15 protein-coding genes are annotated in these 12007 nt (G+C 65.1%); 9 read left to right on the top strand and 6 right to left on the bottom strand.

Features of this window, described 5'->3' with window-relative positions; genetic code table 11:
- Nucleotides 1-39: 39 nt before the first annotated feature.
- Both ribD and nrdR read right to left on the bottom strand, forming a co-directional pair.
- Nucleotides 40-1170: a bifunctional diaminohydroxyphosphoribosylaminopyrimidine deaminase/5-amino-6-(5-phosphoribosylamino)uracil reductase RibD gene (gene ribD, locus LOY53_RS02700; protein WP_252826559.1), complete on the bottom strand. Its 1131-nt coding sequence runs from the start codon at nt 1168-1170 to the stop codon at nt 40-42.
- A gap of 2 nt (nt 1171-1172) precedes the next feature.
- Nucleotides 1173-1637: a transcriptional regulator NrdR gene (nrdR, locus tag LOY53_RS02695; protein WP_009685710.1), complete on the bottom strand. Its 465-nt coding sequence runs from the start codon at nt 1635-1637 to the stop codon at nt 1173-1175.
- 105 nt (nt 1638-1742) lie between these two features.
- Between nrdR and LOY53_RS02690 the strand changes: the two genes are divergently transcribed.
- From LOY53_RS02690 to trxA, 3 genes are read left to right on the top strand one after another with little or no spacing between them, the layout of a single operon-like run.
- Complete coding sequence (locus LOY53_RS02690) at nt 1743-2195, top strand: YbaY family lipoprotein (RefSeq protein WP_027594905.1); 453 nt, start codon at nt 1743-1745, stop codon at nt 2193-2195.
- A complete protein-coding gene (locus tag LOY53_RS02685; protein WP_252826558.1) occupies nt 2196-2855 on the top strand; it encodes a methyltransferase in 660 nt (219 codons plus the stop codon).
- 31 nt (nt 2856-2886) lie between these two features.
- Nucleotides 2887-3759, top strand: a complete 873-nt coding sequence (trxA, locus tag LOY53_RS02680; protein ID WP_099452764.1) for a thioredoxin — start codon at nt 2887-2889, stop codon at nt 3757-3759.
- 130 nt (nt 3760-3889) lie between these two features.
- Here the strand turns inward: trxA and LOY53_RS02675 are convergent, their stop codons facing one another.
- Entirely contained in the window at nt 3890-4231 is a 342-nt protein-coding gene (locus LOY53_RS02675; RefSeq protein WP_258703563.1) for a hypothetical protein, read from the bottom strand.
- Nucleotides 4232-4364: 133 nt separating this feature from the next.
- Between LOY53_RS02675 and LOY53_RS02670 the strand changes: the two genes are divergently transcribed.
- From LOY53_RS02670 to LOY53_RS02650, 5 genes are all read left to right on the top strand, one after another.
- A complete protein-coding gene (locus tag LOY53_RS02670; protein ID WP_258703562.1) occupies nt 4365-4940 on the top strand; it encodes a DUF2796 domain-containing protein in 576 nt (191 codons plus the stop codon).
- The gene (locus LOY53_RS02665; protein ID WP_252826555.1) at nt 4941-5651 is read left to right on the top strand and encodes an ATP-binding cassette domain-containing protein; all 711 of its coding nucleotides are present in this window, start codon (nt 4941-4943) and stop codon (nt 5649-5651) included.
- Nucleotides 5651-6916 (top strand): ABC transporter permease, encoded by a 1266-nt coding sequence (locus LOY53_RS02660; protein ID WP_258703561.1) that lies wholly within the window; start codon nt 5651-5653, stop codon nt 6914-6916. Before LOY53_RS02665 ends, LOY53_RS02660 begins: the two co-directional genes overlap by 1 nt.
- Before the next feature lie 9 nt (nt 6917-6925).
- Nucleotides 6926-7441: a DUF3299 domain-containing protein gene (locus tag LOY53_RS02655; RefSeq protein ID WP_099452760.1), complete on the top strand. Its 516-nt coding sequence runs from the start codon at nt 6926-6928 to the stop codon at nt 7439-7441.
- A gap of 109 nt (nt 7442-7550) precedes the next feature.
- Nucleotides 7551-8234, top strand: coding sequence for an OmpW family protein (locus LOY53_RS02650; protein WP_010951793.1), 684 nt, complete (start codon nt 7551-7553; stop codon nt 8232-8234).
- Here LOY53_RS02650 and LOY53_RS02645 read toward each other — a convergent pair.
- On the bottom strand, nt 8222-9427 hold the full coding sequence (locus LOY53_RS02645; protein ID WP_258704151.1) for an MFS transporter: 1206 nt from the start codon (nt 9425-9427) through the stop codon (nt 8222-8224). The genes LOY53_RS02650 and LOY53_RS02645 overlap by 13 nt on opposite strands.
- A gap of 116 nt (nt 9428-9543) precedes the next feature.
- Here LOY53_RS02645 and LOY53_RS02640 point away from each other — a divergent pair, with 116 nt between their 5' ends.
- Nucleotides 9544-9987, top strand: a complete 444-nt coding sequence (locus LOY53_RS02640; RefSeq protein ID WP_186682817.1) for a helix-turn-helix domain-containing protein — start codon at nt 9544-9546, stop codon at nt 9985-9987.
- A 157-nt stretch (nt 9988-10144) separates the two neighbouring features.
- Here LOY53_RS02640 and LOY53_RS02635 read toward each other — a convergent pair whose 3' ends face one another.
- Together LOY53_RS02635 and LOY53_RS02630 are read right to left on the bottom strand one after the other, a co-directional pair.
- Complete coding sequence (locus LOY53_RS02635) at nt 10145-11077, bottom strand: NAD-dependent epimerase/dehydratase family protein (RefSeq protein ID WP_252826554.1); 933 nt, start codon at nt 11075-11077, stop codon at nt 10145-10147.
- Nucleotides 11070-11954 carry a sugar nucleotide-binding protein gene (locus LOY53_RS02630; protein ID WP_033694227.1) on the bottom strand — a complete coding sequence of 295 codons (885 nt, stop codon included), beginning with the start codon at nt 11952-11954 and terminating at the stop codon, nt 11070-11072. The genes LOY53_RS02635 and LOY53_RS02630 overlap by 8 nt, the downstream gene beginning before the upstream one ends.
- Nucleotides 11955-12007: the final 53 nt, after the last annotated feature.

Here is a 12007-nt window from a genome sequence, read left to right as displayed (position 1 = left end):
GTCTTCCTCAAGAACGGGTTGCGCAGGGCAAGCCTGGCATTATACGCCGGGCGCCGGCAGGGGGATGGCCGTGACCCGCCAGTCATCGCCCACTGCGCGCATTTCGGTAATTTTCAGTCGCGGTGCTTCGCTCATCTTCGCCAGGGGCCAGTCCAGCAGCGGGCGGGCCTGGCAACCCAGGAAGGTGCCGGCGACGAACAACTGGTATTCGTCGATCAGGCCTTGCCGGGCGAACGCGCCAGCCAGGCCTGCGCCGGCTTCCAGCAGAATCTCGTTGACGCCACGCGCGGCCAGCACACGCATCAACGCGGGCAAATCGACCTGGCCATCGGTGCCTGGCAGGCTCAACAGCTCATGGCCTGCCTCGGCGTAACGCGGCGCTTCAGCGGCGGCCGTCACCACCAGGGTCGGGCCGGCCTGGAAGAACGGCGCATCCAGCGGCAGGCGCAGGCGGCCATCGATCAGCACGCGCAGCGGCGTGCGGCTCAAGGCCAGGGCGCGGGTTTCATCGTCCAGGCCCAGCTCTGCACCACGCACCGTCATACGCGCATGGTCGGCCAGCACGCTGGCGGCGCTGGTGAGCACCACACTGGAGCGCGCGCGCAGCCGCTGAACCGCAGCGCGGGCGGCAGGGCCGGTAATCCACTGGCTTTCGCCGCTGGCCATGGCCGTGCGGCCGTCCAGGCTCATGGCCAGCTTGGCCCTGACAAACGGCAGGCCATGCTCCATGCGCTTGAGAAAACCTGGGTTGAGCGCGCGGGCCTCAGTTTCAAGCACACCGCTGCTGACCTCGATACCGGCCTCTGCCAGGCGCCGCAGCCCCTGCCCCGCCACTTGCGGGTTGGGGTCCTGCATCGCGGCCACCACGCGGGCCACGCCGGCCTTGACCAGCGCTTCGGCGCACGGCGGCGTGCGGCCATGATGGCTGCACGGTTCGAGGGTGACATAGGCGCAAGCGCCGCGGGCGCGTTCACCGGCCTGGCGCAGGGCATGCACCTCGGCATGGGGCTCACCGGCGCGCACGTGCCAGCCTTCGCCGACCACCTCGCCGTCACGCACGATCACGCACCCCACACGCGGGTTGGGGTGGGTGCTGTAAATACCCTTGCGGGCCAGCTCCAGGGCGCGGGCCATGTAGTGGGCATCGAGGATCGCGGTCTGGCTGGGCATGCTCACTCTTTAGCTGGCTCACGGGCCAGGCGGTCGATTTCTTCGCGGAATTCGTCGAGGTCCTGGAAGCGTCGGTAGACCGAGGCAAACCGGATATAGGCCACCTCGTCGAGCTTGCGCAGCTCAGCCATCACCATTTCACCCACCACCAGTGACTTGACCTCGCGCTCGCCGGTGGCACGCAGGCGGCTCTTGATGTGCGCCAGCGCAGCTTCCAGGCGCTCGACGCTGACCGGGCGTTTTTCCAACGCCCGCTGCATGCCTGCACGCAACTTGTCTTCGTCGAAAGGCTGGCGCGTGCCGTCCTGCTTGATCAGCCGGGGCAGCACCAGTTCGGCGGTTTCGAAGGTAGTGAAACGCTCGCCGCAGGCAACGCACTCGCGGCGGCGGCGCACTTGCTCGCCCTCGGCGACAAGACGAGAGTCGATGACCTTGGTGTCGTTGGCACCGCAAAAGGGACAGTGCATGGTGGCAGGCAACAAAAAAAGGGAGGGCCATGGTAGCGCATCCCACTGGCAAGACAAGCCAAAGGGGTTAACATCCAGGGAAATCTGCCCGTGAAGGAAGCCCCAATGCACTATCGAGCGCTCGTCGTGCTGTGCTGCGCCGCCCTGCTTGCCGCTTGCGGTAGCGACCAGCCCAAGCCCGATCAAGGCCAGGCGCCTGCGCCAGCCAAAGTGGCCAAGAAGGCCCAACCGCTTGGCCCGCTGCCCGCCTACCAGCGTGAGCTGAGCGGGACTTTGCTGGAAATCCCGGCCGGCGCCGACGTGGAGCTGGCCCTGCTGGTGATCGACGAACGCGACCGCCCGCAGCGCCTGCTGGCCAGCAGCAACCTGACCGGCACCGGGCAGGCGCTGCCTTATCAGTTGCGCTTCAACCCCGAAGCTTTCCCGGCCGGTGCCCGCGTCGAACTGCGCGGCCGCGCCAGCAGCTCCGGGCAGTTGATCATGCACCTGCCCCCTGTGCGCATCGCCCAGCCGCAAACCCAGGCCACCGGCCCGCTGCGTTTCGAGAAGGCACCGTAAGTGGCGCCACTGGCACTGCAACAGGCCCTCAGTGGCCTGATCGGCGAAGCGCGCCTGGTGGTCAGCGACCTGCCTGAATGCGAATTGAAACTCTGGCTGATCGACGACCAGAACATGGACCGCGCCTTCAGCAGCGAAGAAACCCGGCGCATTCTCGAAGAACCTCCGTATTGGAGCTTCTGCTGGGCCAGCGGCCTGGCCATGGCCCGCTACCTGGCCGCACACCCGGCATGGGTTGCGGGCAAGCGTGTGCTCGATTTTGGCGCGGGCAGCGGCATCGCCGGCATTGCCGCAGCCCGCGCAGGCGCCCTTGAAGTGGTGGCGTGCGACCTCGACCCACTGGCCCTCGACGCCTGCCGCGCCAACGCCGCGTTGAACGGCGTGGAGCTCGGCTACAGCAACGATTTTTTCGCCGAAGACGACCGCTTCGACCTGATCCTGGTCGCCGATGTGCTGTATGACCGCGCCAACCTGCCACTGCTCGACGCCTTCCTCTGCCGCGGTCGCCAAGCGCTGGTGGCCGACTCGCGGGTTCGCGACTTCAGCCACCCGCTGTACCGGCAATTGGGCGTGCTCGACGCGCTGACCCTGCCGGACCTGGCCGAGCCCCACGAATTCCGCCGGGTCAGCCTGTACCACGCCAGCCGCGAGCCTTTATAGTGGTGCCATTCACGAGTTTGCGAGAGTCGCGATGAGCCAAGACACGCCGTACATTTTCGACGCCACCGATGCCACCTTCCAGCAATTGGTCATCGAGAACTCCTTCCACAAACCGGTCCTGGTGGACTTCTGGGCTGAGTGGTGCGCGCCCTGCAAGGCGCTGATGCCACTGCTGGCGAAGATCGCCGAGGGTTATCAGGGCGAGCTGCTGCTGGCCAAGATCAACTGCGACGTGGAGCAGCAGGTGGTCGCCCAGTTCGGCATTCGCAGCCTGCCGACCGTGGTGCTGTTCAAAGACGGCCAGCCGGTCGACGGTTTTGCCGGGGCGCAGCCGGAGTCGGCAATCCGCGCGCTGCTCGAACCGCACGTGCAGATGCCGGCCGAGCCTGCCGCATCGCCGCTGGAGCAGGCCAAGGCGCTGTTCGCCGAAAGCCGCTTCGCCGAGACCGAAGCACTGCTCCAGGCACTGCTGGGTGAAGACAACAGCAATGCCGAGGCGCTGATCCTGTACGCCCGTTGCCTGGCTGAGCGGGGCGAGCTGGGCGAGGCCCAGGTGGTGCTGGACGCGGTCAAGACCGACGAGCACAAGGCAGCCCTGGCCGGTGCCAAGGCACAGCTGACCTTCCTGCGCCAGGCTGCCAGCCTGCCGGAAGTCGCCGACCTGAAGAGCCGCCTGGCGCAAAACCCAGAAGACGATGAAGCGGCCTACCAGTTGAGCATTCAGCAACTGGCCCGCCAGCAATACGAGGCAGCGCTGGAGGGCTTGTTGAAGCTGTTCAAGCGCAACCGCGGCTACGAGAACGGGTTGCCGCAGAAGGCGATGTTGCAGGTGTTCGAACTGCTGGGCGGTGATCATCCGCTGGTGAGCGTCTACCGCCGCAAGCTGTCTTCAGCCCTGTTCTAAGGCAGGCACGCCCTTGTAGGAGCAGCCTTGAGCTGCGAAGAGGCCGGTGAAAGCACAGTCAATCTGCGCTGCGTTCACCGGCCTCTTCGCAGCACAAGCCTGCACCTACCCCCGAACGCGTGTGACCTTGTCAGCCGACCCAGTGGTACACCGGCGCATCCGCGCCACTTTCCACCTTCACCTCGCTGCTGTGCCGCAACCGCACCAGCAGCCGCTTGCCTGCCGCCGTACTTCCCGCCAGCCCTTCCAGGCGGTCCAGCAACGCTGGCCCATTCATCTGCCCAGCCTGGCGCAGCACGTCGCGCGCTGCGGCCCACTGCCCATCATCTTGCCGCGGCGCTGCTGGCGATGCGGCCGCCGCTTCGGCGGTAACCGGCACCTCGAGCTGCCGCCCCAACTGCGCCCACTCGGCCGGCTCCAGCTCGACAGTCAGGTCCACGGGCCAGCCACCAATCTGTCCACGAATTCTCACGATGCTTTCCTTGAACGCAGGTCAATGCAGCCATGCTACAGCAACATGAAACCTGCGCCACACAGGCTGGCGGCAGGCAGAAAAATTGTTATAACATTACCAAATCATTCTCAGCCTGCTCCTGGAGTATTCCATGCGTCGCCTGCTGCTCGCCCTGCCCTTCGCTCTGCTGCCCCTCGCCATGGCCCATGCCCACGATGACCATGACCATGATCACGCCCATGGCACCCTCGGCGCCCATGAGCATGGCGTGGCCAAGCTCAACGCCGTGCTCGATGGCAGCACCCTGGAGCTGGAGCTGGACAGCCCGGCGATGAACCTGGTCGGTTTCGAGCACGCTGTCAATAGCGATGCCGACAAAGCCAAGGTCGCCGCCGTGCGCCAGCAGCTCGAGCAACCCTTGCAGCTGTTCGGCCTGGCAGCAGCCGCTGGGTGCAAGGACGATGCACAGGAGCTGGAAAGCCCGCTGTTCGGCGATGCCCCGAAAGCCGACGATGATGGCGACGAGCATGAGCACGGCCATGAGCACAGCGACATTGGTGCGCATTACCAACTGACCTGCGCCAACCCGGACAGCCTCACCCAGATCGACCTTGCCCCGCTGTTCAAGGCCTTCCCGGCGACCCAGAAGATCAACGTGCAACTGATCGGCCCTAACGGTCAGAAAGGCGTTGAAGCGACACCCGCCAAGGCCGCGGTCGCATTCTGAATGGGCCAGCCGCTGATCGAACTGCATGACCTGGTCTTTGCCTGGCCTGGCCAGCCGGCCCTGCTGGATATTCCCGCCTTTCAGCTGGAGGCCGGCGAGGCGTTGTTTCTCAAAGGCCCCAGCGGCAGTGGCAAGACCACGCTGCTGGGCCTGCTAGGCGGCGTGAACCTGCCAGGCCAGGGCCGCATTCGCCTGCTTGGCCACGACCTCAGTGGCCTCGGCCAAGGCGCGCGCGATCGCTTCCGGGTCGACCACACGGGTTACATCTTCCAGCAGTTCAACTTGCTGCCGTTTCTGTCGGTGCGCGAAAACGTCGAGCTGCCTTGCCGCTTTTCGCGCAGCCGCGCCACGCGGGCGGCAGAGCGCCATGGCAGTGTCGACCAGGCCGCCGCCACGCTGCTCGCCCACCTGGGCCTGGGCGACCCCGCCCTGCTCGCCCGGCGCGCCGACAGCCTGTCGATCGGCCAGCAGCAACGGGTGGCCGCTGCACGAGCACTGATCGGCCAGCCAGAATTGGTGATTGCCGACGAACCGACCTCAGCCCTCGATGCCGACACCCGCGAAGCCTTCATCCGCCTGTTGTTCGACGAGTGCCGGGCGGCCGGCGCCAGCCTGTTGTTCGTCAGCCATGACCAGAGCCTGGCACCGCTGTTCGACCGTCACCTTTCCCTGGCCGAACTCAACCGCGCCGCCAAGCCCCGGGAGGCCTGATGTACCTGCTTCGTCTTGCCCTGGCCAGCCTGGCCAACCGCCGTTTCACCGCCTTCCTCACCGCGCTCGCCATTGCCCTGTCGGTGTGCCTGCTGCTGGCCGTAGAGCGCGTGCGCACCGAAGCCCGCGCCAGCTTCGCCAGCACCATCAGCGGTACCGACCTGATCGTCGGTGCCCGCTCGGGCTCGGTGAACCTGCTGCTGTATTCGGTATTTCGTATCGGCAACGCCACCAACAACATCCGCTGGGACAGCTACCAGCATTACGCCCAGGACCCACGGGTGAAGTGGGCGATCCCTATTTCGCTGGGCGACTCGCACCGCGGCTATCGCGTGATGGGCACCACTGGCGCCTACTTCAGCCACTACCAATATGGCCGCAGGCAGCACCTGGAGCTGAGCCAGGGCCGCGCCTTCGCTGACGACCCGTTCGAAGTGGTGCTCGGCGCCGAAGTGGCCGACGCCTTGCACTACACACTGGGCGACAAGCTGGTACTGGCGCATGGCGTTGCGGCGATCAGCCTGGTCAAGCATGACGACAAGCCGTTCACCGTGGTCGGCGTGCTCAAGCGTACGGGTACCCCGGTCGACCGCACCCTGCATATCAGCCTGGGCGGCATGGAGGCGATCCATATCGATTGGCACAACGGCGTGCCCGCCCGCGGTGCCGGGCGCATCAGTGCCGACCAGGCACGTACCATGGACCTGCAACCTGCCGCCATCACCGCGTTCATGCTTGGTTTGAACAGCAAGATCGCCACCTTCAGCCTGCAACGGGAAATCAACGAGTACCGCAACGAACCCTTGCTGGCGATCTTGCCCGGGGTGGCCCTGCAGGAGCTCTGGAGCCTGATGGGCACCGCCGAGCAGGCGCTGTTCGTGGTTTCGCTGTTCGTGGTGTTAACCGGGTTGATCGGCATGCTGACGGCGATTCTCACCAGCCTCAACGAGCGCCGTCGGGAGATGGCGATCTTGCGCTCGGTCGGTGCCCGGCCCTGGCACATCGCCGGGTTGCTGGTACTGGAGGCGCTGTCGCTGGCCGTGGTGGGGATCGTCGCCGGGCTAGGCTTGCTGTACGCCGGCATCGCCCTGGCGCAGGGCTATGTGCAGGCCAACTATGGGTTGTTCCTGCCGCTGGCCTTGCCGAGTGCCCATGAATGGACGCTGCTGGCTATTATCCTCGGGGCTGCACTGTTGATGGGCAGCGTGCCGGCCTGGCGTGCCTATCGGCAGTCACTGGCCGATGGTTTGTCGATCCACCTCTGAGAAAACGCCATGCTCCGCGCGCTTCTGTTATCACTGGTAGTACTCGCCGCCCCCACCTGGGCGGCCGAACCCCGCGAACTCGACTGGCCTGCATTGATCCCGGAAGGCGCCCCTGTCATCCCGCCGCAACTGGCTCCGCTGCACGACCTGTCACAGCTGAGCGACGCTCTGGCCGCCGAATCGGCGCCCGCCGCCCGCCAGCAGGCGCCGGATGCCCCGGTGGTGAAAAGCCTGGATGGCCAGCAGATCAAGCTGCCCGGCTACATCGTGCCGCTGGAGGTCAGCGAAGAAGGCCGCACCACCGAATTCCTCTTGGTGCCCTACTACGGCGCTTGCATCCACGTGCCGCCACCACCCTCGAACCAGATCGTGCACATCTTCAGCGAGATGGGCGTGCGCGTCGAAGACCTGTATCAGCCCTACTGGATCGAGGGAAAGATGCAGGTCAGCGCCTCCAGCAGCGAACTGGCCGACGCCGGATACCAGATGGAAGCCGAGAAAATATACGCTTATGAGCTGAAGTGAGAACTGTTTCGAATTCGTTCCGACGCTTCTTTGAGCTGGGTCAAACTTTCGGTTTAGACGCATCCGTACCATTGGACTACTCAATTACTAATGTCCTCTGGGAGCTTCCATGAACAAGTCCTTGCTCGGCGCCTCGCTTGTGGCCCTTGCGCTCGCCGCCCCTGCCGCCCACGCCTATCAGGCAGGCGATATGATCCTGCGCGCCGGTGCCATCACTACCGCACCGAACGAAAGCAGCGGCGACCTCAAGTTCGACGGCAACAAGGTGTCGGGCACCAAGGCAACCCTGGACAGCGACACCCAGCTGGGCCTGACCTTTGCCTACATGCTCACCGACCACATCGGCCTGGAGCTGCTGGCGGCCACCCCGTTCAAGCACACCGTGGGCGTCAAAGGCCTGGGCGGCGGCCTGGACGGCAAGCTGGCCGACATCAAGCAACTGCCACCGACCCTGTCGCTGCAGTACTACCCGATGGAGCCGAACTCCCGCTTCCAGCCCTACGCCGGCGTGGGCATCAACTACACCCTGTTCTTCGATGAAGACCTGAGCAGCGCGCGTAAAGAACAAGGCTTCAGCAACCTGAAGCTGCAGGATTCGGTCGGCATCGCTGGCCAACTGGGCATGGACTACATGCTCACCGACAACCTGCTGGTCAACGCCTCGGTCTGGTACGTCGACATCGACACCAAGGCCAGCGTCAACGGCCCGACCGCGTTGGGCTACAGCAAGACCAAGGTCGACGTCGACGTCGACCCGTGGGTCTACATGGTCGGCCTTGGCTACAAGTTCTGATCCCTGGCAGGGAGGGCGGCCATTGCCGCGCTCCCTGTTTTTGCCCCCAGCCAGCAACCCAAGGCTGTCGCACTGATCCCCGCCCCCAGCACGCACACCGCCGCCCACCCCCATCGGGCATAGACCCAGGTCGCCAGCACCGCGCCCAACCCGCTACCCAGTGAATAGCAACACATGTAGGCGCCAATCAGGCGGCTCGCCTGTGCGCTGCGCCCGGCCAGCAACAGGCTCTGATTGGTGACATGCACGGCCTGCACCGCAAAATCGAGCAACACCACCCCCACTAGAAACGCCAGCAGCGAATGCTCGACGAACGCCGTCGGCAGCCACGACACCGTCAGTACCGCCAGGGCGAACCCGGTGGTGCGCTCGCCGCGGCCTTGATCGGCCAACCGGCCGGCCCGGGAAGCAGCAACCGCGCCCGCCACGCCGGCCAGGCCAATCAGGCCGATCTGGGTATGGCTGAGCGCCAACGGCGAAGCGCTCAGCGGCAGCACCATCGCGCTCCACAGCACGCTGAAGGCAGCAAAGATCAACAGGCCGTATAGCCCGCGTCGGCGCAGGGCAGGGTCTTCCTTGAACAAGGCCCACAGCGAGCCCGTCAATGCCAGGTAACCGAGGCGCTGCGCCGCCGGCCGGGCACCCGGCATGCCGCGCCAGAGCAGGCAGGCCATCAGCATCAGTACCCCAGCGGCGGCAAAATAGACGACACGCCAGCCCGCCATGTCGGCGACGAAGCCAGACACCAGCCGCGCCAGCAGAATGCCCAGCACCACCCCGCTGGTGACCGTGCCCACCGCCTGCCCCTGCTGTGCGGGGGTGGCCAGGGTGGCGGCATGCGCCACCATCACTTGCACCATGACGGCCATCAACCCGACCAGCGCCAGCGCCATCAGCAGCACCGCCCAGTCCCAGGCCATGCCTACCGCCAACAGGGCCAGGGCCGAAACCCACAACTGGCCGACGATCAGGCGCTTACGGTCGATCAGGTCGCCTAGCGGCACGATCAGTAGCAAGCCCAGCGCATAACCGGCCTGGGTGGCGCCGACCACCCAGCCTATACGCTGCTGCCCTACCCCCAGGTCCAGTGCCATGGACTCGAGCAAGGGCTGGGCGATGTACACCGTGGCGACAGCAAGGGCACAGGTCAGGGCCAGTAACAGGGTCATCGCGCGGGTCAGGCGGGGTTGCATAGGGTTAGGGGTGTGCATGGCGTATCTCTTCAATCTGGTTTCAAATTAAAACCACATATGGATTTCTAGCAAATGTGGTTTTAATCTGCAACCAGAACCCTTGAGAGAGCCGCACGATGCTCGACGAAACGAACGGACAATGCCCGGTAGCCCGGGCCCTTGAAGTATTGGGTGATCGCTGGGCGCTGATGATCCTGCGCGACGCCTTCGATGGCTTGCGCCGCTTCAGTGAGTTTCAGAAGAACCTCGGGCTGGCCAAGAACATCCTGGCCTCGAGGCTCAAGTTATTGGTGGAGAGTGGGCTGTTGGCGTTGCAGCCGGCATCGGATGGCAGTGCCTACAAAGAGTATGTGCTGACCGAAAAAGGGCGTTCGGTGTTTCCGTTGGTGATCGCCTTGCGCCAGTGGGGGGAGCAGTTCTTGTTCGAGGCGGGAGAAACGCGATCGGCGTTGCTGGACCGCGCCACAGGGGAAACGCTCGAGACCCTGCAAGTGCGTGCTCGGGATGGGCGGGTGTTGGGGCCTGATGATTGCCAGCGCACGGTGGTGCAGCACGGTTGAGCCCGGCGCCACGTGGCTGGCAAGCCAAGACTCCTGTAGGAGCAGCCTTGTGCTGCGAAGAGGCCGGTGGCAACACAGTAGATCTGCACTGCTGCCACCGGCCTCTTCGCAGCACAAGGCTGCTCCTACAGGACGGCGTGCGTTGCCGAGCCTGCGGTCAGGGCTTGCCGAGCAAGCGGGACAAGCCGTCGACCAATGGCGTTGGCGCCGGGAAATCGAAGCGCGTCAGCAAGCGCTGGTTATCCGCCCGCGAATGGCGAATGTCGCCAGAGCGTGCTGGGCCATAGCTGACCGCTGGCAAGCTGCCGATTACCTTTTCCAGGGCGGCCAACAGCTGGTTGAGCGAAGTCGCCTGGTTCAGGCCGATGTTCACCGCGCCCTCCTCGACCTGCTGCAGCTCCAGCGCCTGGATCATCACGTGCACCAGGTCCCCTACATAAAGGAAATCCCGGGTCTGCTCACCATCCCCGAACACCGTGATCGGCAGCCCTTGGGTGGCACGCTCGCTGAAGATGCTGATCACGCCCGAATACGGCGAGGAAGGGTCCTGGCGCGGGCCGAAAATATTGAAGAAGCGGAACACCACCGGCTCCAGACCATGCTGGCGGCGGTAGAAATCCAGGTACTGCTCACTGGCCAGCTTATCCACAGCGTAAGGGGTCAGCGGCGCTTTCGGTGTTTCTTCAGCAATCGACTCGCCTTCGCCGTTGTTGCCATACACCGCAGCGCTGGAGGCGAACAGCACCCGACGCACGCCGTGCAGGCACATGGCTTCGCAGACATTCAGGGTGCCGATGAAGTTGCTCTGGTGAGTTTTTACCGGATCCTCGACCGAAGCCTGCACCGACGCCACGGCCGCCAGGTGCACCACCGCAGCGCAACCAGCGGCCGCACGAGTGACCAGCCCGGCATCGGCGACATCGCCTTCGATCAGTTCCAGGCGTGGGTGGGTAATCTGCAGGTTGTCCCGCTTGCCAGTGGACAGGTCGTCGAGAATGCGTACGGCGTAACCTTTGGCCAACAGCGCATCGCACAGGTGAGAGCCGATGAAGCCGGCACCGCCGGTGATCAGGATGGGGGCATCAGCCATGGCGGTAGAAACGGTCCAGTAAGGGCGGCAGGCCGGCGCGCCAGGCGCGGGGCTTGATACCGAAGGTGTGAAGGATTTTCTTGCAGGCCAGCACCGCGTGCTGTGGCTCTTCGCTGGCGTCCGGCCGCGCGGCATGGGCCTGTGGCGTGGGCGCCTGCACCGCCAGCTGACGGTACTGGCCTGCCTCGGTCAGAATCGCCTGCCCCAGCGCCAGCGGCGTGGTCGCTTCGTTGCCGGCGTAATGGTAGGTGCCCCACAGCGGCGCGCTGCAATCGAGCTGCTTGAGCACCGACAGGATCACCCGGGCAGCGTCATCGACCGGCGTCGGGTTGCCGCGGCGGTCATCTGCCAGCAGCAACTCCTGAGGTTGTTCGGCGCGGGTCAGGAAACGGCCCAGCGCCCCATCGACGCTTTCGTCGAGCAGCCAGCCAAAGCGCAGCAGCACATGTTGCGGACACGCCGCCCGCACGCTCTGCTCGATGCGCCACAGGGCCTGGCCACGCAGGCCGAGCGGCACCGGCTCGTCTTTCTCGCTGTAGGCCGTAGCCCGCGACCCGTCGAAAACCCGGTAGCTCGAAGGCTGCACCAAGGTGATCTGGTGGTGCTGGCACAACTCTGCCAGCCGTTCCACCGCCCGCTCCTGCTGAGCCAGGCGTTGTTCGCTGACCGACTCGGCCTGGAACCAGTCGAAGTAATAGGCCAGGTTGACCAAGGCATTGGGGCGGTGATCGTCGAGCAGCTGAGTGAGGCTGGCCGGGTCCCAGCCGTTCTCCGGCGGGCGCGGTGCCAGGAATGCAATGTCCTCTTCAGCCCCGAGACGAATCAGCGCTTGCCCGAGGGCATTGCCACCACCCAACAGCATTAGGCGCATACGCATAGAGTCAGCAGATCCGGAGAGGTTGATTGAGGGAAAGGGGTCATTTTGCGGTT

The sequence above is a fragment of the Pseudomonas sp. B21-031 genome (assembly GCF_024748985.1).
GTDB classification, from domain to species: domain Bacteria; phylum Pseudomonadota; class Gammaproteobacteria; order Pseudomonadales; family Pseudomonadaceae; genus Aquipseudomonas; species Aquipseudomonas kermanshahensis.
The sequence above is the reverse complement of the archived record's forward strand: the minus strand, read 5'-3'. Positions and strand labels throughout refer to the sequence as shown.

Coding starts and splice junctions, on each gene's coding strand:
- LOY53_RS02635 (WP_252826554.1), bottom strand. CDS start 11,077: ATGGCTGATGCCCCCATCCTGATCACCGGCGGTGCCGGCTTCATCGGC.
- LOY53_RS02660 (WP_258703561.1), top strand. CDS start 5,651: ATGTACCTGCTTCGTCTTGCCCTGGCCAGCCTGGCCAACCGCCGTTTC.
- LOY53_RS02665 (WP_252826555.1), top strand. CDS start 4,941: ATGGGCCAGCCGCTGATCGAACTGCATGACCTGGTCTTTGCCTGGCCT.
- LOY53_RS02670 (WP_258703562.1), top strand. CDS start 4,365: ATGCGTCGCCTGCTGCTCGCCCTGCCCTTCGCTCTGCTGCCCCTCGCC.
- LOY53_RS02630 (WP_033694227.1), bottom strand. CDS start 11,954: ATGCGTATGCGCCTAATGCTGTTGGGTGGTGGCAATGCCCTCGGGCAA.
- LOY53_RS02690 (WP_027594905.1), top strand. CDS start 1,743: ATGCACTATCGAGCGCTCGTCGTGCTGTGCTGCGCCGCCCTGCTTGCC.
- LOY53_RS02650 (WP_010951793.1), top strand. CDS start 7,551: ATGAACAAGTCCTTGCTCGGCGCCTCGCTTGTGGCCCTTGCGCTCGCC.
- trxA (WP_099452764.1), top strand. CDS start 2,887: ATGAGCCAAGACACGCCGTACATTTTCGACGCCACCGATGCCACCTTC.
- ribD (WP_252826559.1), bottom strand. CDS start 1,170: ATGCCCAGCCAGACCGCGATCCTCGATGCCCACTACATGGCCCGCGCC.
- LOY53_RS02645 (WP_258704151.1), bottom strand. CDS start 9,427: ATGCAACCCCGCCTGACCCGCGCGATGACCCTGTTACTGGCCCTGACC.
- LOY53_RS02640 (WP_186682817.1), top strand. CDS start 9,544: ATGCTCGACGAAACGAACGGACAATGCCCGGTAGCCCGGGCCCTTGAA.
- nrdR (WP_009685710.1), bottom strand. CDS start 1,637: ATGCACTGTCCCTTTTGCGGTGCCAACGACACCAAGGTCATCGACTCT.
- LOY53_RS02655 (WP_099452760.1), top strand. CDS start 6,926: ATGCTCCGCGCGCTTCTGTTATCACTGGTAGTACTCGCCGCCCCCACC.